This window comes from Methylobacterium gnaphalii (genome assembly GCF_007992215.1).
Taxonomy (GTDB): domain Bacteria; phylum Pseudomonadota; class Alphaproteobacteria; order Rhizobiales; family Beijerinckiaceae; genus Methylobacterium; species Methylobacterium gnaphalii.
Map to the genome: position 1 here is coordinate 104,202 of NZ_BJZV01000006.1, position 19,641 is coordinate 123,842.

The 19,641-nt window shown below is 66.2% G+C and carries 22 protein-coding genes and 1 tRNA gene; 8 read left to right on the forward strand and 15 right to left on the reverse strand.

Going from position 1 to position 19,641, the window contains the following annotated elements; all coding sequences use genetic code 11:
* Positions 1-219: 219 nt before the first annotated feature.
* From MGN01_RS24000 to MGN01_RS07380, 9 genes are all read right to left on the reverse strand, one after another.
* Positions 220-558 (reverse strand): hypothetical protein, encoded by a 339-nt coding sequence (locus MGN01_RS24000; RefSeq protein ID WP_147045936.1) that lies wholly within the window; start codon positions 556-558, stop codon positions 220-222.
* Between the two features lie 335 nt (positions 559-893).
* Positions 894-970 (reverse strand) — tRNA-His (locus MGN01_RS07345).
* Positions 971-1,077: 107 nt separating this feature from the next.
* Entirely contained in the window at positions 1,078-1,443 is a 366-nt protein-coding gene (locus MGN01_RS07350) for a hypothetical protein (RefSeq protein ID WP_147045937.1), read from the reverse strand.
* 76 nt (positions 1,444-1,519) lie between these two features.
* Positions 1,520-1,966 carry a YeeE/YedE family protein gene (locus MGN01_RS07355; protein WP_238257647.1) on the reverse strand — a complete coding sequence of 149 codons (447 nt, stop codon included), beginning with the start codon at positions 1,964-1,966 and terminating at the stop codon, positions 1,520-1,522.
* A gap of 11 nt (positions 1,967-1,977) precedes the next feature.
* Complete coding sequence (locus MGN01_RS07360) at positions 1,978-2,409, reverse strand: YeeE/YedE family protein (RefSeq protein WP_238257645.1); 432 nt, start codon at positions 2,407-2,409, stop codon at positions 1,978-1,980.
* The gene (locus MGN01_RS07365) at positions 2,406-2,843 is read right to left on the reverse strand and encodes a protein tyrosine phosphatase family protein (protein WP_147045938.1); all 438 of its coding nucleotides are present in this window, start codon (positions 2,841-2,843) and stop codon (positions 2,406-2,408) included. Before MGN01_RS07365 ends, MGN01_RS07360 begins: the two co-directional genes overlap by 4 nt.
* A 271-nt stretch (positions 2,844-3,114) precedes the next feature.
* The gene (locus MGN01_RS07370) at positions 3,115-4,836 is read right to left on the reverse strand and encodes an ATP-binding protein (RefSeq protein ID WP_170245862.1); all 1,722 of its coding nucleotides are present in this window, start codon (positions 4,834-4,836) and stop codon (positions 3,115-3,117) included.
* A gap of 180 nt (positions 4,837-5,016) precedes the next feature.
* Complete coding sequence (locus tag MGN01_RS07375) at positions 5,017-6,021, reverse strand: alpha/beta fold hydrolase (RefSeq protein ID WP_147045940.1); 1,005 nt, start codon at positions 6,019-6,021, stop codon at positions 5,017-5,019.
* Positions 6,022-6,034: 13 nt separating this feature from the next.
* The gene (locus tag MGN01_RS07380) at positions 6,035-6,451 is read right to left on the reverse strand and encodes a DUF4174 domain-containing protein (RefSeq protein ID WP_147045941.1); all 417 of its coding nucleotides are present in this window, start codon (positions 6,449-6,451) and stop codon (positions 6,035-6,037) included.
* Between the two features lie 331 nt (positions 6,452-6,782).
* Here MGN01_RS07380 and MGN01_RS07385 point away from each other — a divergent pair, with 331 nt between their 5' ends.
* Positions 6,783-6,965 carry a hypothetical protein gene (locus MGN01_RS07385; protein WP_147045942.1) on the forward strand — a complete coding sequence of 61 codons (183 nt, stop codon included), beginning with the start codon at positions 6,783-6,785 and terminating at the stop codon, positions 6,963-6,965.
* Between the two features lie 54 nt (positions 6,966-7,019).
* On the opposite strand, the gene MGN01_RS07390 is transcribed toward MGN01_RS07385, so the two are convergent.
* Positions 7,020-8,891, reverse strand: a complete 1,872-nt coding sequence (locus MGN01_RS07390) for an ABC-F family ATP-binding cassette domain-containing protein (protein WP_147045943.1) — start codon at positions 8,889-8,891, stop codon at positions 7,020-7,022.
* A gap of 163 nt (positions 8,892-9,054) precedes the next feature.
* On the opposite strand from MGN01_RS07390, the gene MGN01_RS24100 reads away from it, so the two are divergent.
* From MGN01_RS24100 to MGN01_RS07420, 6 genes are all read left to right on the forward strand, one after another.
* A complete protein-coding gene (locus MGN01_RS24100; RefSeq protein ID WP_238257643.1) occupies positions 9,055-9,342 on the forward strand; it encodes a hypothetical protein in 288 nt (95 codons plus the stop codon).
* Positions 9,343-9,441: 99 nt separating this feature from the next.
* Complete coding sequence (locus MGN01_RS07400) at positions 9,442-10,449, forward strand: LLM class flavin-dependent oxidoreductase (RefSeq protein WP_147046049.1); 1,008 nt, start codon at positions 9,442-9,444, stop codon at positions 10,447-10,449.
* A gap of 238 nt (positions 10,450-10,687) precedes the next feature.
* Positions 10,688-11,380 (forward strand): Crp/Fnr family transcriptional regulator, encoded by a 693-nt coding sequence (locus MGN01_RS07405; protein ID WP_147045944.1) that lies wholly within the window; start codon positions 10,688-10,690, stop codon positions 11,378-11,380.
* A gap of 38 nt (positions 11,381-11,418) precedes the next feature.
* Entirely contained in the window at positions 11,419-12,513 is a 1,095-nt protein-coding gene (locus tag MGN01_RS07410; protein WP_238257641.1) for an ABC transporter ATP-binding protein, read from the forward strand.
* Positions 12,510-13,424 carry an ABC transporter permease gene (locus MGN01_RS07415; RefSeq protein ID WP_147045945.1) on the forward strand — a complete coding sequence of 305 codons (915 nt, stop codon included), beginning with the start codon at positions 12,510-12,512 and terminating at the stop codon, positions 13,422-13,424. Before MGN01_RS07410 ends, MGN01_RS07415 begins: the two co-directional genes overlap by 4 nt.
* Positions 13,421-14,203, forward strand: a complete 783-nt coding sequence (locus MGN01_RS07420) for an ABC transporter permease subunit (RefSeq protein ID WP_147045946.1) — start codon at positions 13,421-13,423, stop codon at positions 14,201-14,203. Before MGN01_RS07415 ends, MGN01_RS07420 begins: the two co-directional genes overlap by 4 nt.
* Before the next feature lie 74 nt (positions 14,204-14,277).
* On the opposite strand, the gene MGN01_RS07425 is transcribed toward MGN01_RS07420, so the two are convergent.
* The 5 genes from MGN01_RS07425 to MGN01_RS07450 all read right to left on the reverse strand — a co-directional run bounded on the left by MGN01_RS07425 (position 14,278) and on the right by MGN01_RS07450 (position 18,419).
* Positions 14,278-14,427: a DUF3309 domain-containing protein gene (locus MGN01_RS07425; RefSeq protein WP_147045947.1), complete on the reverse strand. Its 150-nt coding sequence runs from the start codon at positions 14,425-14,427 to the stop codon at positions 14,278-14,280.
* A gap of 103 nt (positions 14,428-14,530) precedes the next feature.
* Complete coding sequence (locus MGN01_RS07430; RefSeq protein WP_147045948.1) at positions 14,531-15,574, reverse strand: cysteine synthase A; 1,044 nt, start codon at positions 15,572-15,574, stop codon at positions 14,531-14,533.
* Positions 15,575-15,839: 265 nt separating this feature from the next.
* Positions 15,840-17,462 carry an ABC-F family ATP-binding cassette domain-containing protein gene (locus tag MGN01_RS07435; RefSeq protein ID WP_147045949.1) on the reverse strand — a complete coding sequence of 541 codons (1,623 nt, stop codon included), beginning with the start codon at positions 17,460-17,462 and terminating at the stop codon, positions 15,840-15,842.
* A gap of 68 nt (positions 17,463-17,530) precedes the next feature.
* Positions 17,531-17,746 carry a hypothetical protein gene (locus MGN01_RS07440; RefSeq protein WP_147045950.1) on the reverse strand — a complete coding sequence of 72 codons (216 nt, stop codon included), beginning with the start codon at positions 17,744-17,746 and terminating at the stop codon, positions 17,531-17,533.
* A 484-nt stretch (positions 17,747-18,230) separates the two neighbouring features.
* Positions 18,231-18,419 carry a hypothetical protein gene (locus MGN01_RS07450; RefSeq protein ID WP_147045952.1) on the reverse strand — a complete coding sequence of 63 codons (189 nt, stop codon included), beginning with the start codon at positions 18,417-18,419 and terminating at the stop codon, positions 18,231-18,233.
* Between the two features lie 290 nt (positions 18,420-18,709).
* On the opposite strand from MGN01_RS07450, the gene MGN01_RS07455 reads away from it, so the two are divergent.
* Positions 18,710-19,603 (forward strand): outer membrane protein, encoded by an 894-nt coding sequence (locus MGN01_RS07455; protein ID WP_147045953.1) that lies wholly within the window; start codon positions 18,710-18,712, stop codon positions 19,601-19,603.
* Positions 19,604-19,641 lie beyond the last annotated feature (38 nt).

Genomic DNA, 19,641 nt, shown 5'->3' on the forward strand with positions numbered 1-19,641 from the left:
TCGACTGTCGGTGAGGGGCCAGCGTGATCGAGTTATGGTTGACAGATGGTTAACGCACGGCTGCGGCGTGTGAATTGTCAACTCAATCGGCTGTGCAGCATGCGAGGGCGGCGCACCTTTCCCGAGAAGTGGAGAAGGGATGCCGCCGACGGAGCCTGCAGCATCCGTCATGTTCTTCTGGCCAATGGACGGAGATGGCGCTGAGGCAGGTTGGAGGGCCTACACGAAGAAGCCCGCCAGCATGATTGCCAGCGGGCCCAAGTCGAAGGGTTGGGACTCCGGATCAGGGGTGACCCCAGCCGGCATGGACCGTGGGCCGTCATATGCGCTGATCGGAAACCCCGACCAGCGGGGCCCGTGACGGCGAACTGCCACCCACGAATTCTGCTCCCTGCCGTCGCGGCCATCCATGACATGGATCAGGATCGCGCCACGAAAGCCAGCCCGGCCGAACGGCTCCGGGAAGCGGTGAGCAGTGCCGGCTAGCGGCAGCAGCCAAAACAAGAAACCCGCCTCGGCATCTCTGCCGGGCGGGTCAGTTGGGGAGGAGACGTCCATGAGCGTCATCTCGCCAAGCGCTAGGGAATAGGATTGTTCAAATCAGCAGTGCTTCGTACCGTTTCGGACACGATCTATATGAGCAAAAACTGATGATATTAGGAAAAATCGCCCGCACATACCGACGAGATCAATATCTGTAAGTTCGAAGATTTGATCGCAGAGAAAGTGGCGACCGCGCTCGTGCACGATGGATCTGACCATCTGCTCGCCTAAGCCGTACCCTGGATCAGCTGTCGCGACGCGCGGCGACACACTTCCGATCGGCCGCGTTCCGCCAAACGAAAAAGGGGCTGGCGCCCGCGCCAACCCCTTAAATCATCAGTCGAAAGACATGGTACCACCGCCCCGGCTCGAACGGGGGACCTCTTGATCCACAATCAAGCGCTCTAACCAACTGAGCTACGGCGGCACAGTGGCTGCGGTGTATCGAAGGGATCGGCGCTTTACAAGCGGATCCGCACACTCGATGCGCGGATGGTGACCGAGCGCGCGTGGCGAGCATGGCACGGCCCTCGGCTACTCTCCGGGATGAAGCGTCTGGCGGCTCCAGCGGGACTGCAGCCAGGCGAAGATCCAGGCCGCGGCGACGCCGAGGCCGGCCGCCATCGCCTTCACCAGAAAATCCGGTACGCGGCCGTGGCGGCTTGCCGTGAAAACTTGGCCGACCTCCAACCCTGCTGCGACGGCGACGCCCACCGCGAGGGCGAGCAGGCGGTGGCGCGGATAGCCGACGGCGAAGAGAAAGCCGAGCAGCGCGTAGGCCAGCGCCCGCTCAAGATTCGCATTGTCGACGATGACCGGACGCAGGCCGATCGGCGCAAGCGTCACGATGACGAGCGCAGCGACGAGCATCCAGGCCATCAGGCGCGCGAGCTTGTGCATGGGATGCGTCGTCGCTCGGGTGGCTGGCTTCGGTCAAGTGTGACACGGCACTGGCCTCATGACGCCGAGGGAATGATTAAGAAATCTGCCTACCGATACCGGAGGTCGCGCCCCGAGGCTCATGTCGGACGACGATCCGATGCGCCGTCATGCCCAGGAGCATCGCTGCCACGAAGACCGCAGCTGGCAGTGCGCCGGTGGAGAGCGCCGCCACCGCCGGACCGGGACAGAAGCCTGACAGGCCCCAGCCGATCCCGAACAGGGCCGAGCCGGCAATCAGGGGTCGGTCGATCCGACGACCCGCCGGGATCTGGAAGGTCTCGGCCAGAGCCGGCCGCGGGAGCCGGCGCACGAGCTGATAGCCGAGGGCCGAAACCGTCACGGCCCCGCCGAGCACGAAGACCAGACTCGGATCCCACGCACCCCCGACGTCGAGGAAGCCGCGCACGCGGGCAGGGTCGAGCATGCCCGACAGGGCCAGGCCCAGGCCGAAGATCAAGCCGAGCCCGAGGGCTGTGATCATGCGCACCGGCATCATGATCCAGACCACCAGGGCATGCTGATGCGCGTGAGCGCCGTCGTGAACATCCCGGCGAACACGAAGGTGAGCACGGCTGCGATCGAGCGGGGCGACAGTCGTGCCAGCCCGGCAACGCCGTGCCCGCTGGTGCAGCCCGAGCCGAGCCGCGTCCCGAAACCGACGAGCAACCCGGCGAGAGCGAGCACCGGCAGCGAGGCGACGATCCGCATCTCGGGCCAGGCGCCGGCAATGCCCGCATAGGCCGGCGGTCCGAGCACGAGACCGGCGACGAAAGCAGCATCGACCCAGCGGCGCTCGCCCCGGTCCGTGCCGAGGCCGGCGACCAGTCCGCTGACCCCGGCGATGCGGCCGTGCAGGAGCAGCATCAGCGCCACCGACAGTCCGATCAGGGCGCCGCCGGCCAGGGAGGCCCAGTAGGAACTCACACCTCTCCTCCGCCATGGGCATCGAGCCAGCGCGCCGCGCCGGAGAGGTCGATGCCGAGCCGCGCGCCGTAATCGAGCAACTCCTCCCGGCCGAGATTGCCGGCGAGCACCTCGCCGATCGCCCAAAGCGTCAGCGAGCGGGTGCCGCTCCGGCAATGCGCGACGACAGGGCCAGGGGCAGCCAGCACTGCCTCGCGGAAGCGGTCGACATCCTCGCGGCTCAAGCTAGGGCCTGTGACCGGGATGTGGAGATATGAGAGGCCAGCCGCCTCGGCGGCAGCGGCTTCTGCCTGCGTGCCGAGCTGTCCAGCCTCCTCGCCGTCAGGGCGGTTGTTGATGAGAAGCGTCGTGCCGGTCTCGCCGAGGGCTGCGATCTCTGCCTCGCTCGGCTGATGCGCGACCGAGAGCTTGTCGTTGACGGGCGTGATCTTCATGGGCGGTCTCCTACCGGCGCAGACCCGGCATCCTCTGTCGCGTATCGCGTGAGACGCCGTGAAACAAGGCTTTCAAATTGGAAGTTATCCTCGAAATATTCATTTAAAACAATAAGTTAGTATAATAACCCCACGAAGACGTTGACCTCCTCAAGGGGCTGCCACGGCACTGAGGGGCAGCCGGCCTCGCTCAAATGAGAAACTAGGCAGGGCGATGGCCTCGCCCGTTTTTACGAGCGGCAAGAATGGGTCGGGCCAATCCCGGCGGGGTTCAGGCGGCCACCGGCAGCCTGATCTCCGCTGTGGTGCCGGTGCCGACGTGGCTGTCGAGCCGCAGGCTTCCCCCCGCCTGCGTCGCGAAGCGCTCGACCAGCGAGAGGCCGAGGCCGGAGCCCTTACCGGATTCCTTGGTGGTGAAGAACGGCTCGGTGGCACGCTTCAGCATCTCCGCATCCATGCCGCGGCCGGTATCCTTCACCGACAGGACGATGGTGTTCCCCTCTTCCCGCACGGAGATGTGGACGCGCCCACCTCCAGCCATGGCGTCGCGCGCGTTGACGACGAGGTTGAGCAGGGCCGTCTCCAACTCGGTCGGATCGACCCGGACCGGGCGCAGGCCCCGGGGCGCATCCAGCGTGATTCTGATCTTGGAGCCGACCGCCTGGCCGAGGAGGTCGAGCACCCCGACCACCAGATCCGAGACCGGGACGACGACCGGCGCTTCGTCCTCCTGGCGGTGGGCGAAGGCGAGCAGCCGCCGCGTCAAGGCTACGCCTCGCTCGGCTCCCTGAGACGCACTCTTCACGTAGCCGTCGACCCGTTCGATATCCTCGGGTCTGCGGCCGGTCAGGCGCTTGGTGGCGAGTTCGAGGTTCACGAGCACGACGTTGAGCAGGTTGTTGAAGTCGTGCGCGATGCCCCCGGTGAGTTGACCGAGCGCCTCCATCTTCTGGGCCTGCCGCAGAGCCGATTCCGCCTCGACGCGCTGATGCTCCTCGGCGAGCAGCAGCGCCTGCATCGCCGCCTCGTCCCGCGACTTCACCAGCGCCATGCGGGCCACGGAGAACAACAACAGCGTGGCGATGGCGGCGATGATGAGGTTGATCAGGACCTGGCTGCGCCAGGGCGCCAGCACGTTGTCCACGGCGAAGCCCACCTCGACATAGACCGGGTAACCGTCCACCTTGCGGAAGCCCGAGATCCGCCGCGCGCCGTCGAGCGGCGAGACGTAGTCGATCGTACCATCGGCGAGGTGCCGGATGCCGGCCTCGCTGGCCGCGGCGGTGGTGATGGGGCCGAGCGCGCCCGTTTGCTCGGGATCGATCGAGGGGCGGCCGGGAATGGGTGGGATCTGCGCCAACACGCGGGTATCGGCGCGGATCAGGGCAACACGGTCACTCTGGTTAAGGGCGAGAGTGCGGTAGAACTCCTCGAAATATTGCTGCGAGATCGCGATCACGAGCGCGCCGTGGGTTGCGCCGGGAATGTCGTGGCGGCCGCGTGAGGTGAGAAGGACGGTCTTGCCGGAGATCCGGCTCCTGACCGGCAGACCGATCACTAAGCCGTCACGACCCTGGAGCAATCCCGGTCGGTCGCGGTTGGCTGCAGTCGCGTTCTGGATGTATTCGCGATCCCCGACATAAGTCTTGGGCACCGGGAAGTAGCGGCTATGCGCGATGGCCGCGCCATCCGCGTCAACGATGGTGATGCCGTCGACGGAGCGCATGTCCCTGTCGATGGTGGAGAGGTATTCGTGCAGCAGCTTCTCCTGGAACTGCCCCTCCGTGTGCAGCAGGTGCTCCTCGATCCGGCTGAAGGCGGCGTTGTAGCCGTCGAAGGTCGCCGCAGCCTGCTGCGCCAGCAGTTCCGCCATGCGGGTGGTACGGTTCGTTGCATTGTCGAGTAACAGGGCCCGGCTCTGCAGCGTCACGAAGGCGAAGACGGCCGTCGGGACAATGAGAGACAGCACGAGCAGAAGTCTCAGGAGGCCCATGGCACTCCTGAGACGTCGAAAGGACCCTCCCAGGCCTTCGAGCATCTGATGTCCCGCTCGTTCAAGCTGATTCGCGCCCGATCATCCTGAGAAGATCGAGGATCAGCAAGTCGTTAGGCCGGAAATCGAACAGGCGATGCAAGAATACAGCGCCGCACAGGTTGCAGACGATTTTCGAGGTCAACGAACACGTTTCAGAAAATCATCGTAGAGACGGAAAACAGCGTTGCCGTCCTCGAAATGCGGGAAGGCGCCCGTCGGCAAGCGATGGACTGTCCAGTTGCGCCGGGAGACGGCCTCGCCAACCCGGTCGTAATCGGTGAAGTCACCGCGCGACCCACGCAGCATCCAGACCGGCAGGCGCAGATCCGCATAGAGGCGGCTGACGTCAGTCGGGAAGAGGTAGCCCGAGAGGAAAGAGAACGGCGCGTATTCGGCACCGGGCTGACGCGCCGAGAGCTGGTCGTACTCGAACAGGCCCTCGTCGATATCTTGCGAGCCCCAGGTGCGCTCCAGGAAGTAGCGCATGCTCGGCCGGCTCACGAGGGCGTCGAAGAGCGGCCGCCTCCAGAGCGGGAAGCTGGCGATCTCGCGCGCCAGCGGGCGTCGGCGGTCGCCGCCTGCGGGGCCGTCGCCGGAGAGGCGCTCATCGAACCCGACGGGGCTGATCATGCCGAGGCTGGCATAGTCCGCAGGCCGCTCCACGGCGGCACGGGCGAGATAGGCGCATGGCAGTGACAGCGCGATGGCGTCGATCGCCGCTCCGCCGTGCCGGCCGCGGATCTCCTGCGCGATCGCGTGGATCGCATCCGTCATCAGGTGTGGGGTGTAGGCGCGGTCCGAGCGCTCCGAGAAGCCGAAGCCCGGCAGGTCGAGGGCATAGACCGGACGGCTCTTCCGGTAATGCTCGTAGAGCGGCCTTACCTCGTAGGCACTGGCCGCGGCATTGACCGAGTGGATCAGAAGCAGCGGCACGCCGGCCCGCTCGTCACAGGCGTAGAAGTTCACCGCACCAGCCCGCGTCCGTAACACCCGGCGGCGGCCGGGCAGCGCCGGAGGCAGCGGCACATGCCCTCGGCCAAGATGGCTCCAGGCGATCCATGCACCGGCAGTGGCCAACGGCAGCAGGGCGAGCGTCTTGGCCCTGTGCCTACGGGCGGGGCGGCGGTCTGGATGAAAGATCATGCGGGCCTTCTCCTTAGCGCCGTTTCATCTCGTCGCGCCGCATCGGCATGGCGTCGATGGTCGCGAACAGGGTTTGGGGTGGGATCGGCTCCGCAGAGGAGAGCTTCGGGCCGCCATCCTTGCCGACCAGCACGGCGCGAAAGGCGCCCTCGGACAAACCGAGCCGCTGCCGCAAGGCCGCGGCCTGTTTGCCCGAGCCGACAGCCTCGATCACGACGAGATCCCGCTCCTTCACGCCACCGCGCGCCGAGGCCAGCGCCTCACGCTGGGCCCGCAGCCGGGCATCGTCCGCCTCGGGGGCCGCGATGACGAGGACACGCGACGTCCAGAGATGCGCGGCCAGCGGATCGTCACTCGCGGCCACCGCCGAACCGGCAGTTGCCGTCGCGATGAGAGCAGCCCCCGCGAGGTTTCCGATCCGGCCTACCATATCGTCGTCTCCCGCCGCCCAGACTACGCTGTGCCGGCCTCGAACCGGCCAGCTGTCCCGCTCGACAACGTTCTTAAGTTTGTTCGGATCGCAGCAAGGACGTCGCAGCCTGACGATTTGTCCGAGATCACGGTCTCTGGAACAGCCGGAAATCAACGCGCCAATGGATTAAAATAATTCACCGGACGTAAGGCTGCAAAAGATAAGATTTGGGCTTCGTCTACGCGCTATCGGCGAAAAGGCTTCTTTGTTTCCCGCGAAGACTTTGCTTGAGGCAGCGTGGCGCTATCTTGCCTCTGGCGCGGGCAGTGACCCACATATGAGGATACGGATGTCCACACGGCTTCTCGGCGGCCTCGCCGCTCTCGTCCTGACTGCCGGTCTGCAGATCGGATCGGTACAGGCCGCTCCCTTGACGACGGGTGCCGGTCATTCGGGTCCGGACGACACGACCCTCGTGCACAGCATCCGGCACCGTCATCACCACCACCATCATCACCATCACCACCGCTGAGGTGGCGAGCACGGGGAGGGGCCTTCCGGGCCTTTCCCCGTTGCGGTGAGACGGTCAGGCAGAGGCGCCCTCGATCTCACCGCTCAGTTCCAGCCACTCCTCCTCGGCGCGGGCCAGGGCAGTTGCCGCGTCGGAGCGCATCTTCGCCAATTCGCCGGCCTTGGCCGCGTCCTTGAGGAAGGCCGTGCCGTCGCCGAGCGCCGCATCGATCTTCGCGATGGCGGTCGAGAGCTTCTCCATCCGCGCCTCGGTGGCTTCGAGTCGCTTGCGCAGCGGCGCCAGCGCAGCGCGCCGCTCCACCGCCGAACGCCGAGCCTCCGCCTGCCGGCCGCCGCTGCTCTCCGAAGCACGATCGTTGTCACGCTCCGGACCGGCCAACACGAGGCGGCGATAGTCGTCCATATCGCCGTCATAGGCCTTTACCGAGCCGTCGCCGACGATCCAGAGTCGGTCAGCGCAGGCTTCGACCAGGAAGCGGTCGTGGCTGACCAGGATCACGGCACCCTCGTAATCGTTGATCGCCTCGACGAGGGCTTGGCGGCTCTCGATGTCGAGATGGTTCGTCGGCTCATCGAGGATGAGGAGATGCGGCCCCTCGAAGGCCGCAAGCCCCATCAGCAGCCGCGCCTTCTCGCCGCCGGAGAGCTGGCCCACCGGCGTATCGGCTTTGGAGGCCGGAAAGCCGAGTCGTGCGGCAGCCGAGCGGACGTGCGCCTCGGGCGCATCCTTCATCAGGTCGCGGACATGGGCGACGGCGCTCTCGGCCGGGCGTAGCTCGTCGAGCTGATGCTGAGCAAAATACGCCACCTGCATCTTGGAGGAGCGGCGCATCTCGCCCGAGAGTGGTGGTAGCCGGCCACCGATCAGCTTGCAGAAGGTCGACTTGCCGTTGCCGTTGGCGCCAAGCAGCGCCACCCGATCATCCGGTGCGAGGCTGAGATTGAGACCCTTCAGCACGATGCGCTCACCGTAGCCGGCCTGTACCCGCTCCATGGCAACGATGGGGGGCGAGAGCGGCCGCTTCGGGCTCGGCAAATGGATAACCGGGACATCGTCTTCGAGCAGAGCCGCGATCGGCTCCATCTTGGCGAGCCGCTTCATGCGCGATTGCGCCTGCCGGGCCTTGGTGGCCTTGGCCTTGAAGCGGTCGACGAAGCTCTGCAGATGGGCCCGCTCGGCGTCCTGCTTCGCCTTGGCCTTGGCCTGCAAGACGCGCTTTTCGGAGAGCTGCCGGGCAAAGCTGGTGTAACCGCCCCGGTAGATCGTCAGCTTGCCCCGGTCGAGATGCAGGATGTGATCGACGCACTCGTCGAGCAGGTCACGGTCGTGGCTGATGATGATGGCGGTGCGCGGGTACTTTTCGAGATAGTCGTAGAGCCAGATCGTGCCCTCGATATCGAGATAGTTCGTCGGCTCATCGAGCAGCAGCAGATCGGGCTCGGAGAACAGCACCGCCGCGAGCGCCACGCGCATGCGCCAGCCGCCGGAGAAGTCGGCACAGGGACGTGCCTGTGCCGCTGCATCGAAGCCGAGCCCGTGCAGGATTGCTGCCGCGCGGGCCGGGGCGGAATGCGCGCCGATATCGACGAGCCGCGTCTCGATCTCGGCACGGCGCAACCCATCGGCATGCTCAGCCTCGGCCATCAGCCGGGCACGCTCGGTGTCCGCGGCGAGCACAACCTCGTGCAGCGTCTCCGGCCCGGCCGGCGCTTCCTGTGCTACGGCGCCGATCCGCATGCCCTTCGGCATCGACACGGCTTTGCCGTCGACCGGCAGCTCGCCGAGGATCGCGCGAAACAGGGTTGTCTTGCCTGCGCCGTTGCGGCCGACAAGTCCGACACGCGCACCGTCGGGGATTGCAAAGGTTGCCGCATCGAGGATCAGGCGTTCGCCGATGCGGTAGGAGAGGTCGTTAACGCGCAGCATGGGCACGTTCTGAGCGGCACCGGCCTCCTGTGCAAGACAGGATGCGCTTGGCCTGCGTCACAGCGAACCGGCAGCCGCAAATTCGGGCGCAGCTCTGGCGACGATCTGGACAGATTGCATCTGAGAACATATCAAGAACATCGAATCAAGCATCGAGGGTAGCATGCAGATCGCAGACCTGTGGACGGAGGGCTCCCAGCCGGTTCGCGCGCGCGGCCGGGCATCGTCGCGGACACCGGCTGATCTTGCCCGCCGTCTCGGAGCACGCTCGGTGCATTTCGACCTGCTGGAGCAGGACCGCGACAGCTGGGGCTGGGCCCTGCGGAACGCCTATGGCGAGGAGGTCGCACGCTCGCATGTCGCCTATCCGAGCCGCGTCCAGGCTTCGGCCGCTGCGGTGGCCTTCTCCCGCCTCGTTGCGGAGGCTGGGCGTCAGGTCGGCGGGCGCTGACGCCTGGCATCGCTTGCGAACCGGCCTGCGGCGCACGATGTTGCTGGGTGAGGGAGCGTCATGGCTGCACAGGTTGCGGCCCGAAAGCGATTGCGCGTGATGCCCCCGCTCTCCATCCTCGATCTCGCCTTCGTGCCAGAAGGTTCCGGGCCGGCAGATGCCTTGCGCAACAGCCTCGACCTGGCACGCCATGCCGAGCGACTTGGCTACCGGCGGTTCTGGCTCGCCGAGCACCACAACATGATCGGCATCGCCAGCGCAGCGACCTCGGTGGTGATCGGCCACGTCGCAGCCGGCACCAAGACGATCCGCGTCGGGGCCGGTGGGATCATGCTGCCGAACCATGCCCCGCTCGTTATCGCCGAGCAGTTCGGCACGCTGGCAACGCTGCATCCCGGCCGGATCGATCTCGGCCTCGGCCGCGCCCCCGGAACCGACCGCCAGACGATGCGGGCGCTGCGCCGCTCCTTCGAGGGAGCCGATACCTTCCCGCAGGACGTGCTCGAGCTGCAGTCCCTGTTGGGACCGGCACGGCCGGGCCAGGCCATTCAGGCGGTGCCCGGCACGGGCACCAACGTGCCGCTCTGGATCCTCGGGTCGAGCCTCTACGGGGCACAGCTCGCAGCGGCGCTGGGGTTGCCCTACGCCTTCGCCTCGCATTTCGCGCCCGATGCGCTGCTGCCGGCGCTGGCAGCCTACCGCTCGCAGTTCCGCCCCTCAGCGCAGTTGGACAAGCCCTATGCCATGGTCGGCGTGAATGTCGTCGCGGCCGAAACCGACGAGGCGGCGCGCCGGCTGTTCACCTCGCCGCAGCAGAATTTCACCAACATCATCCGGGGCACGCGCGGCCTGCTACGACCTCCGATCGACGACATCGACGCCTATTGGTCGCCGGCTGAGAAGCTGCACGTCTCGCAGATGCTGTCACGCTCCCTGGTGGGATCGCCGGAGACGATCCGGTCGAGCCTCGATCGCCTGATCGACGAGACCGGCGCCGACGAGCTGATGGTAGCCTCCGCCATCCACGACCACGGGGCGCGGCTGCGCTCCCATGAAATCCTGGCCGAGGTGCATGGCGGGAGCGGTGCACTGCGCGACGTGGCCTGACACTCCGGCAACCGATCGGGTGTGGGTTATGTCTCCGCCGGAGGCGATCGCCCGCGCCGACGCCTTGACCGTAAACCACCGGAACGCCACGATCGAATCGGCCCTCAGGCCGTCGACGCCCGCGTGAGAGGCGTCCTGCCGCTCTGCGGCACCTGAGGTCGCCGTCGCATCGACTTCGCGGTCCCGTGCCCGCTCGATCGTGCTACGGCGTAGCGGCGTCGGGCAGGGGGGTTAGGCAGTGTCGAGCGGCCGGCTGGCGACTATTCCGTTCTTCAAAGAACCGGAAATCGATCTCACCCCCTACGAGACCCGCTGCCATTGGCGCCGGTTCGACGAGAACGAGGTGCTGGTCGATTACGACGACATCTCCACCGACGTGTACTTCCTCGCCACCGGCGAGGTGCGCATCCTCAACCGGACCCAATCCGGCAAAGAGGTGATCCTCGGCGAGATGCGCGGCGGCGCTTTCTTCGGCGAGCTGTCGGCGATCGACGGGGTCGGACGCTCGGCCAATGTCACGGCGCTCACCCGCGGCGAGGTCTGCGTCGTGCCGGCCAATGTCTTCCGCCAGATCGTTTTCGCTTCCGAGGCGATCGCCGACCGGCTGTTCCGGCTACTCGCCAAGCGCGTGCGCGAGCTGAACACCCGCCTCATGGAACACGCGCTGCTCGACCTGCGCCATCGGCTCTATTCGGAGTTGCTGCGCCTCTCGGTGCCGCGCGCTGGCCACGACGGTGAGCGCGTCGTCACGCCGCCGCCCTATCACCACGTCCTCGCGGCCCGCATCGGCTGCCGCCGCGAGCAGGTGACGCGTGAGTTCACCGTGATGGCGGGCGAGGGGCTGATCGATCGCACCCGCGGTGCCCTCGTCCTGCGCCGGCCGGACATACTGGAAGCCCGCGTCGCCGAAGCTCTTCGCGAAGACGGTTGAGCCTCGGCTCAGCGGCAAGACGTGCAGTCAGCCCTCAGGTGCAGTTTCCTTCTCTGACCCCGACCGACCCGCTCCTGCGCATCGACCGCGTCACCAAGCGGTTCGGCGCGCATCGGGCCGTCGATGACGTGTCGCTCGACCTCGCTGCCGGCGAATTCCTCTGCCTGCTCGGCCCCTCTGGCTGCGGAAAGAGCACCCTGCTGCGGCTGATCGCCGGGTTCGAAACACCGGATGCCGGCGCGATCATGCTCGGTGGTGAGGATCTCGCCCGCCAGCCGCCGCACCGGCGGCCGGTGAACATGATGTTCCAGTCCTATGCGCTGTTTCCGCATATGAGCGTGGCTCAGAACCTTGCCTATGGGCTGCAAGGGCTCGGCCTCTCCCGCGTCGAAATTACAGAGCGCGTGCAGCGGCTGCTGCGGCTCGTGAAGCTTGAAGGCTTCGAGGCGCGGCGCCCGGATAAACTCTCCGGCGGCCAGCGCCAGCGGGTCGCGCTTGCCCGGGCACTGGCCCGCGAGCCGCGCCTTCTCCTTCTCGATGAGCCTCTGGGCGCCCTCGACCGGGCCCTGCGCGAGGAGACACAAGGAGAGCTGCGTGCCATCCAGCGCCGGCTCGGCACCAGCTTTGTCGTTGTCACCCACGATCCAGAAGAGGCGATGGCGCTGGCCGACCGCATCGTCGTGATGGACCGCGGGCGCATCTTGCAGGCGGGACCGGCTCGCGACCTTTACGAGCACCCGGCAACCCGCTTTGTCGCCGGTTTGCTCGGCGACGTGAACCTGATCGCCGGCACGCTCGGGCTGGAGGATGGTGCGACGCGGGGCGTCCACACCGCTTTCGGCTGCCTGCGCGCCTTGCCTTCGCTGGCCCTGGCCGACGCCGCGGCCGGGACGGCTGTCGTGATAGCCCTGCGGCCCGAGCGGCTGCAGCTCGGCACCGGCGATAATACGCTCTCGGGCACGCTCGTCGATGCTGCCTATCTCGGCGATCGAGTCCGGCGGCAGATCCGCATGACGGATGGGACGATGCTGCGCGCCAGCGCGAGCCTGCCGGGAAATCCCGGCGACGCCGGCATCGGTCAGTCCATCAGTCTCGGCTTCGCACCTGACGCCGCCTGGATCCTGCCGGCATGAGCGTCTCGACGGCACGTCCGCTCGGGCGCTGGCTGGTGCGGGCGCTGCCGCTCATCTGGCTTGCCCTGTTCTTCTTGGTGCCCTTCGTCATCACCCTGAAGATCAGCTTCTCGACCCCGGCGACGGCCCAGCCGCCCTACCTCCCGGTGATCGACTGGAGCAATGGCCTGCAGGGCTGGCGCGAGTTCTTCTACGCGCTCGATCTTACCAACTATCAGATGCTCGCCGCCGATTCCCTTTACTGGGAGGCGACGTTGTCCTCGCTGGTCTATGCGGCAGCCGCCACGGCAGTCCTGGTCCTGATCGGCACGCCGATGGCGCTTGCCATGGCGCGTGCTCGTCCAGGCCTGCAGCCCATCCTCGTGGCGATGGTGGTGGTGCCGTTCTGGACGAGCTTCCTGATCCGCGTCTATGCCTGGATCGCGATCCTCAAGCCCGAAGGCCTGCTCAACGCCACGCTGCTGAAGCTCGGCCTCATCGCGCAGCCGCTCGAGATCCTGAACACGCCGCTCGCGGTGATCATCGGACTTACCTACGCCTACCTGCCCTTCCTCGTGCTGCCCCTCTACGCCGTGCTGAGTCGGCTCGACCCGGCCCTACCGGAGGCCGCGGCCGATCTCGGCGCCTCCCGCATGCGCATCTTCTGCACGGTGACGTTGCCGCTGGCGATGCCAGGGCTCGTGGCCGGAGCGCTGCTCTGCTTCATCCCGATGGTCGGCGAATTCATCATCCCAGACCTGCTCGGCGGCTCGGAAACGCTGATGCTCGGCCGCATGCTCTGGATCGAGTTCTTCTCCAATCGCGACTGGCCGATCGCCTCGGCGGTGGCAGTGCTGCTGCTCATCCTGATCGTCGGCCCGGTCGTGATGTTTCGAGGAGCCGAAGAGAGGAGGGAGGAGGCGCTGCGATGACCGCCTTCAACCGCCTCGCCCTGACGTTGGGTCTCGGCTTTCTCTACGCGCCCATCGCCGTGCTCGTCGTCTACTCATTCAACGACTCGAGGCTGGTCACGGTCTGGAGCGGGTTCTCCACGCGCTGGTATGGCGTGCTCTTCAACGATGGGCCGCTGCTCGCCTCTGCGCTCGCCTCGCTGAAGGTAGCGGCGCTGTCGGCGACCATTGCCGCAACGCTCGGCACGCTGGCCGCGCTGGCGCTCGACCGGCATGGACGCTTCACCGGTCGGGGCGCCTTCACCGGGCTCCTCTACGCGCCGATGGTGATGCCCGAGGTGATCACCGGACTGTCGTTGCTGCTACTCTTCGTCGGTATCGAGATGGAGCGCGGCATCCCGACCATCGTGATCGCACATGCCACCTTCGGCACCGGCTTCGTCGCGGTGGTGGTCGGCGCGAGGCTGAAGGGGCTCGATCGCTCGTTGGAAGAAGCCGCCGCTGATCTCGGAGCCGGCCCGATCCGCGTGTTCTTCACGGTGACGCTGCCGCTGCTTGCGCCCTCGCTGGCGGCCGGGTTCCTGCTCGCCTTCACGCTCTCACTCGATGACCTCGTCATCGCGAGCTTCGTCTCCGGTCCGGGAGCGACTACGCTGCCGATGCGGCTCTACAGCCAAGTCCGACTCGGCGTGAATCCAGAGATCAATGCAGCTTCGACGCTGCTCGTGGCCGCCGTCAGCCTCGTGGTGCTCTGCGCGTCCTGGCTAAGCGCCCGCAAGGGCGGCACGACGGCAGTCTGACGAAAAAAGCCGCGGGCGAAAAACCCGCGGCTTTGGTTAAGAAATGCTTCACGTGAAACATTGGCGCTGGGCGCTCAGATACGTCCCGTCAGCAGCAGCACGATCAACACGATGAGCAGGATGCCGCCTAGACCGAACCCAGGGCCGCGATAGGCACCACCGCCGAGGAAGTTACCACCTCCGAACAGCAGCAGAATCAGGATGATGAGGATAATGGTGACCATCGACGGGCGCTCCGGGCGCTCAGGCACCGTCGCCTGAGCTAGACCGTTCAAACGTCGCGGTGTCGTGAAACGTTCACGTCGATCAACACAGATTTTCCGATGCTTACGCCTCGGCCCGCCAGTCGGGCAGCGTTCCGCCTGTGTCGGCAGCGAGCCAATCCGGCGTCGGCAAGCCCTTCTCCCTTAAGAAGGAGGGATTAAACAGCTTCGACGCGTAACGTGCGGCGCCGTCGCAGAGGATCGTCACGATGGTGTGACCAGGTCCCAGGTGACGCGCCAACCGGATAGCGCCGGCGACGTTGATGCCCGATGAGCCGCCGAGGCTGAGCCCTTCCTCCTGCATGAGTTGGAAGACCTGGGCCACCGCCTCTGTATCTGGAATGCGGAACGAGACGTCCGGCTTGAACCCTTCGAGGTTCTTGGTAACGCGACCCTGGCCGATCCCTTCGGTGATCGAGGAGCCCTCGGCCTTGAGCGTGCCGGTCGTGTAATAGGCATGCAGAGCCGAGCCGTCGGGATCGGACAGGGCGATCGTCACACCAGGCTTTTTGGCACGCAGGGCCTCGGCGATGCCGGCGAGGGTGCCGCCCGTGCCACAGGCGCAGACGAAGCCGTCCACCGCGCCATCGGTCTGCTCGAAGATCTCCGGGCCGGTATGCTCCACATGCGCCCGGCGATTGGCGACATTGTCGAACTGGTCCGCGAAGAACGCGCCTGCCGGTTCTGTAGCCGCGAGCTTCTCGGCGAGCCGGCGTGCGGCGTGCACGTAGTTATTGGGGTTTGCGAAGGGCACTGCCGGCACCTCGACGAGGCGGGCGCCTGCGAGGCGCAGCGTCTCCTTCTTCTCGGCCGACTGGGTCTCCGGGATGACGATGACCGTGCGGTAGCCCCGCACAGCGGCCACCAGGGCCAGCCCGATCCCGGTATTGCCGGCCGTGCCCTCGACAATGGTGCCACCGGGTCGGATCAGCCCCTTCGCCTCGGCATCCTGCACGATCGAGAGCGCCGCTCGGTCCTTCACCGAAAGGCCGGGATTCAGGAACTCGGCCTTGCCGAGGATGGTGCAGCCCGTCTCCTCGGAGGCACGGGCGAGCCGGATCAACGGAGTGTTGCCGATCGCGGCGAGGACATTGGATTTCGTCTGCATGGCAGCCGGTTTAAGCGCGGCCCGCTCGCTTGGCGAGAGGACCGGTTTTCTAGCGGGCACTGGGCTTGGAAGACGCTCAACCGACCGGGCAGAACGACGATGGAATTCTCGACGCCCCTTATTTTGAGGTGCCGCGTCCAGCAGGCTCGGAGCACCCTCACGGCTGATCCAACGAGGACTGTTCGATTGGCTCAGGGATCAGAGTGCTTCGCAGCCATGCAAAGAGCGGTCGCGCGGCACCTCGGCATACGGATCGTTGTGCTACTCAGCTCCGCAGCCCCGGCGCCTCCTGACCAGTCCGCGCAACATACTCGGTGTACCCGCCGCCATATTGGTAGATGCCCTCGGGCGTGAGTTCCAGCAGGCGGTTCGAGAGCGCAGCGAGGAAGTGCCGGTCGTGGCTCACGAAGAGCATGGTGCCCTCATAGTTCGAGAGCGCCGTGATCAGCATCTCCTTGGTGGCGATGTCGAGGTGGTTGGTGGGCTCGTCGAGTACCAGAAAATTCGGCGGATCGTAGAGCATCTTGGCCATCACCAACCGGGCCTTCTCGCCACCTGACAGCACCCGGCAGCGCTTCTCCACGTCGTCACCCGAGAAGCCGAAGGCGCCTGCGAGCGCGCGCAGCGAGCCCTGGCCGGCTTGAGGGAAGCTCGATTCCAGATCCTCGAAGATGGTGAGATCGCCGTCGAGCAGGTCCATCGCGTGCTGCGCGAAATAGCCGAGCTTCACGCTGCCGCCGACCGTGACCGTGCCGGCATCGGGCGTGGCCGTGCCGGTGACGAGCTTCAAAAGGGTCGACTTGCCGGCGCCGTTGATACCCATCACGCACCAGCGCTCACGCCTCCGGATCGAGAAATCGAGCCCCTCGTAGATCCGGCGGCTGCCGTAGCTCTTGTGCACGTTCTTGATCATGACGACGTCGTCGCCGGAGCGCGGTGCGAGCTGGAACTCGAAGGCGATGCTCTGCCGGCGCTTCGGGGGCTCTACCCGCTCGATCTTGTCGAGCTTCTTCACCCGGCTCTGCACCTGCGCGGCGTGAGACGCGCGGGCCTTGAACCGCTCGATGAACTTGATCTCCTTCGCCAGCATCGCCTGCTGACGCTCGAACTGCGCCTGCTGTTGGCTCTCGTTCTGTGCACGCTGCTGCTCGTAGAAGGCATAGTCGCCCGAATAGGTGGTGAGCTGACCGCCGTCGATCTCGATGACCTTGCCCACGATGCGGTTCATGAACTCGCGATCGTGCGAGGTCATCAGCAGGGCACCGTCGTAATTCTTCAGGAAGTCCTCGAGCCAGATCAGGCTTTCGAGATCGAGATGGTTCGACGGCTCGTCGAGAAGCATCACGTCGGGGTTCATCAGCAGGATGCGGGCGAGCGCCACGCGCATCTTCCAGCCGCCCGAAAGCTTGCCGACGTCGCCGTCCATCATCTCCTGGGAGAAGCCGAGACCGGAGAGCACCTCATAGGCCTTGCCCTCCAGGGCGTAGCCACCGAGCTCCTCGAAGCGCGACTGAATCTCGCCGTAGCGCTCGATGATGGCCTCCATCTCGTCGGCCTTGTCGGGGTCGGCGAGATCGGCCTCGACGCGCTTCAGTTCGGCGGCAACATCGCTCACCGCGCCGGCACCGGCCATCACCTCAGAGACCACGGAGCGGCCGGCCATCTCGCCGACATCCTGGCTGAAGTAGCCGATCGTGGTGCCGCGCTCGGCCGCGACCTGACCCTCGTCCGGCTCCTCCTGGCCGGTGAGCAACCGAAACAGCGTGGTCTTGCCGGCCCCGTTCGGCCCGACGAGCCCGGCCTTCTCACCCTTCTGCAGGGCGGCCGAGGCCTCGATGAAGACGATCTGCCGGCCGTTCTGCTTGCCGACCTTGTCGAGGCGTATCATGCCGTCCGCGATTGCTTTGGGGGAGTTGGCGCGGACTTACGGCATGGCTCGGTGGAGCGGAAGGGGCGTTAACCGTCGAGGTAGCCTGACTTGCGCAGCTCGGTCGCCACGGCTTCGAAATACGGCTCGCCGGCTGAGAGCAGGCTGATGGAGGGCACCGGATCATCCTCGTCGACGATCCGGTTCGCTGTCTTATGAGACGGTGGCGTGGCAAGACCCGCCGTACCGATTCCCAGAAATCCTACTGCTGTGAGAACCACTTCACTGACCGAAATCATGGCCATGCGTCCTCCGCGGCACCACGATGGGCCGCGGAAAACAGGCGCTAACGCAATTGTAACGATTGTGCGACGAAGCGTGCCGGATCGCAGAAATATTCAGCTCCGGGCAAGCTTTGACGGTCCAGTGTGGTGAGTGCGCGACGGATACCGTGACCTCGTTGCATCGCACCCAAAACCAGTACTGGTTTCCGGGATCGTGATGCGCGAGCGTGGCAGCCTGACGCCGCGCGACCCGCTACACACCCCGCTCCCGATTCCTTCGCAAAGCGTCCGATCTCATGACGGTCATCGTTCTCGTCCTCGCCGGCAACCTGGCCCTCGCCGGCCTCTTCTCCCTCGTCGCCGTCGCCTTCGACTGACCTTTCATCGCGCACGCTCGCGACGTCGCGGGACATCCGTCGACAAACGCCTTATCGGCATGACGAGAAAGGCCGCCCGATCCCTGGATCGCGGCGGCCTTCGCTGTTCTGGCGCGAGGGCCGCGCGATCAGCGAGGCGGCGTCTGGAGCTTGGCCAGCAGCATCTCAAGCCGCTCGCTGACCGGCTCAGCGAGGGTGGCGGCGTAGTGCGAGCGTAACGTTTTGCCGAGGTGGCGGCGGGTTCCGGCGGTGAGGGGTGGGACGTCGTTACGGTGCGGCAGCGTCTCGGTCCTCGCATCGAGCTGGATCTTGGCCATGAAACCACTCCCCGCGCGACGCGACCGGCTGCGTCCACGGGCCGATCCTGCGGCCAGCTGGTTAAGAAGGCTTTTACGACAAATGCCATCGATCTCTGTCGTTAAGACGCCCGGCACATCAGCGGCGGCGTGACAGGAGGCGAGGCCACAGGGGCACCTCGGAACATCATCCGTGACCTCGACGTCCCGCCCTTACGGCGCCGACGAGAATCCTGCGTTCGGCACGACAGCCAGCCTGCACCGCTTGCTTCGGTAAACCGTCGTTAAGCATGCTGCGACACAATCGAGGCATGGCGACGTCCTCCTTCCCTTCTCGCTCAGCCGTTTGGTTCGGGTTGGCCCTGGCGCTCGCCTCGGGTCTCGGACAGGCCTGGGCGGCCGATCTGCCGTTGCGTTCCACGCTGCCGCCGATGGTGGAGCTGCCTCCGGCGCCTCCGGTGCCGGTCTGGAGCGGGTTCCACGTCGATCTCGACGGCGGCTACACGCGCACCGGCAGCCAGAACCTTCGCACCACCGGTACCAATGCGCTGGAGCAGATGCTGATCGACGTCGGCAACGTCGGCCGGGTCAACATGCCGTCGAGCTCCTTCGTGCTGCGCGGCGGCTTCGGCTACGACCTGCAGCCGGTGGCGGGCTCGGGCCTCGTACTCGGCCTCGTGACGGATGCGCTCTACACCGAGCAGCAGCGCGACCGCACCGCGGCCTTCTCGTTCGGCGGCAACGACATCAGCCTTGCGGCGCACCAATCGCTCGACTTCCTCGGCACCCTGCGCGGCCGGCTCGGCTACGGGCTCGGCCCCGTGCTGGTCTATGGCACCGGCGGTCTCGCCTACGGCCAGGTCAGCCTCTCGGCCCAGACCTCGATCTCCGGGCCGGCCTATACCGGGATCTATGACGGCGGCAGCTATCGCGGCATCGAGACCGGCTACGTCTATGGCGGCGGCATCGAGTGGATGGCGCCCAGCAGCCTGATGCCGGACCTCGTTGGACCAGGCCAGCTCGCCTTCAAAGCCGAGTACCTGCGCTACGATCTCGGCAGGCGTACCGTTGCCGTGAACGGGATGGGCGCGGTCTTCGGCCCCGGCGGTCCGGGCGCGATCGGCCACACGGCGAACGCGGCGTTTCGGAGCGAAGGCCAGCTCATCACCGCCGGTCTGACCTACCGCTTCTCTGGGGCGAACTAAGGCGAAGCCACCTCTCGATCCCTGGAACTCTCCCGCGG

What these genes read in the sequence shown, in the direction of transcription:
- MGN01_RS24000 (WP_147045936.1), bottom strand. Translation starts at nt 558, where the DNA reads ATGGACGTCTCCTCCCCAACTGACCCGCCCGGCAGAGATGCCGAGGCG.
- MGN01_RS07350 (WP_147045937.1), bottom strand. Translation starts at nt 1,443, where the DNA reads ATGCACAAGCTCGCGCGCCTGATGGCCTGGATGCTCGTCGCTGCGCTC.
- MGN01_RS07355 (WP_238257647.1), bottom strand. Translation starts at nt 1,966, where the DNA reads ATGATCACAGCCCTCGGGCTCGGCTTGATCTTCGGCCTGGGCCTGGCC.
- MGN01_RS07365 (WP_147045938.1), bottom strand. Translation starts at nt 2,843, where the DNA reads ATGAAGATCACGCCCGTCAACGACAAGCTCTCGGTCGCGCATCAGCCG.
- MGN01_RS07370 (WP_170245862.1), bottom strand. Translation starts at nt 4,836, where the DNA reads ATGGGCCTCCTGAGACTTCTGCTCGTGCTGTCTCTCATTGTCCCGACG.
- MGN01_RS07375 (WP_147045940.1), bottom strand. Translation starts at nt 6,021, where the DNA reads ATGATCTTTCATCCAGACCGCCGCCCCGCCCGTAGGCACAGGGCCAAG.
- MGN01_RS07380 (WP_147045941.1), bottom strand. Translation starts at nt 6,451, where the DNA reads ATGGTAGGCCGGATCGGAAACCTCGCGGGGGCTGCTCTCATCGCGACG.
- MGN01_RS07385 (WP_147045942.1), top strand. Translation starts at nt 6,783, where the DNA reads ATGTCCACACGGCTTCTCGGCGGCCTCGCCGCTCTCGTCCTGACTGCC.
- MGN01_RS07390 (WP_147045943.1), bottom strand. Translation starts at nt 8,891, where the DNA reads ATGCTGCGCGTTAACGACCTCTCCTACCGCATCGGCGAACGCCTGATC.
- MGN01_RS24100 (WP_238257643.1), top strand. Translation starts at nt 9,055, where the DNA reads ATGCAGATCGCAGACCTGTGGACGGAGGGCTCCCAGCCGGTTCGCGCG.
- MGN01_RS07400 (WP_147046049.1), top strand. Translation starts at nt 9,442, where the DNA reads ATGCCCCCGCTCTCCATCCTCGATCTCGCCTTCGTGCCAGAAGGTTCC.
- MGN01_RS07415 (WP_147045945.1), top strand. Translation starts at nt 12,510, where the DNA reads ATGAGCGTCTCGACGGCACGTCCGCTCGGGCGCTGGCTGGTGCGGGCG.
- MGN01_RS07420 (WP_147045946.1), top strand. Translation starts at nt 13,421, where the DNA reads ATGACCGCCTTCAACCGCCTCGCCCTGACGTTGGGTCTCGGCTTTCTC.
- MGN01_RS07425 (WP_147045947.1), bottom strand. Translation starts at nt 14,427, where the DNA reads ATGGTCACCATTATCCTCATCATCCTGATTCTGCTGCTGTTCGGAGGT.
- MGN01_RS07430 (WP_147045948.1), bottom strand. Translation starts at nt 15,574, where the DNA reads ATGCAGACGAAATCCAATGTCCTCGCCGCGATCGGCAACACTCCGTTG.
- MGN01_RS07435 (WP_147045949.1), bottom strand. Translation starts at nt 17,462, where the DNA reads ATGATACGCCTCGACAAGGTCGGCAAGCAGAACGGCCGGCAGATCGTC.
- MGN01_RS07440 (WP_147045950.1), bottom strand. Translation starts at nt 17,746, where the DNA reads ATGGCCATGATTTCGGTCAGTGAAGTGGTTCTCACAGCAGTAGGATTT.
- MGN01_RS07450 (WP_147045952.1), bottom strand. Translation starts at nt 18,419, where the DNA reads ATGGCCAAGATCCAGCTCGATGCGAGGACCGAGACGCTGCCGCACCGT.
- MGN01_RS07455 (WP_147045953.1), top strand. Translation starts at nt 18,710, where the DNA reads ATGGCGACGTCCTCCTTCCCTTCTCGCTCAGCCGTTTGGTTCGGGTTG.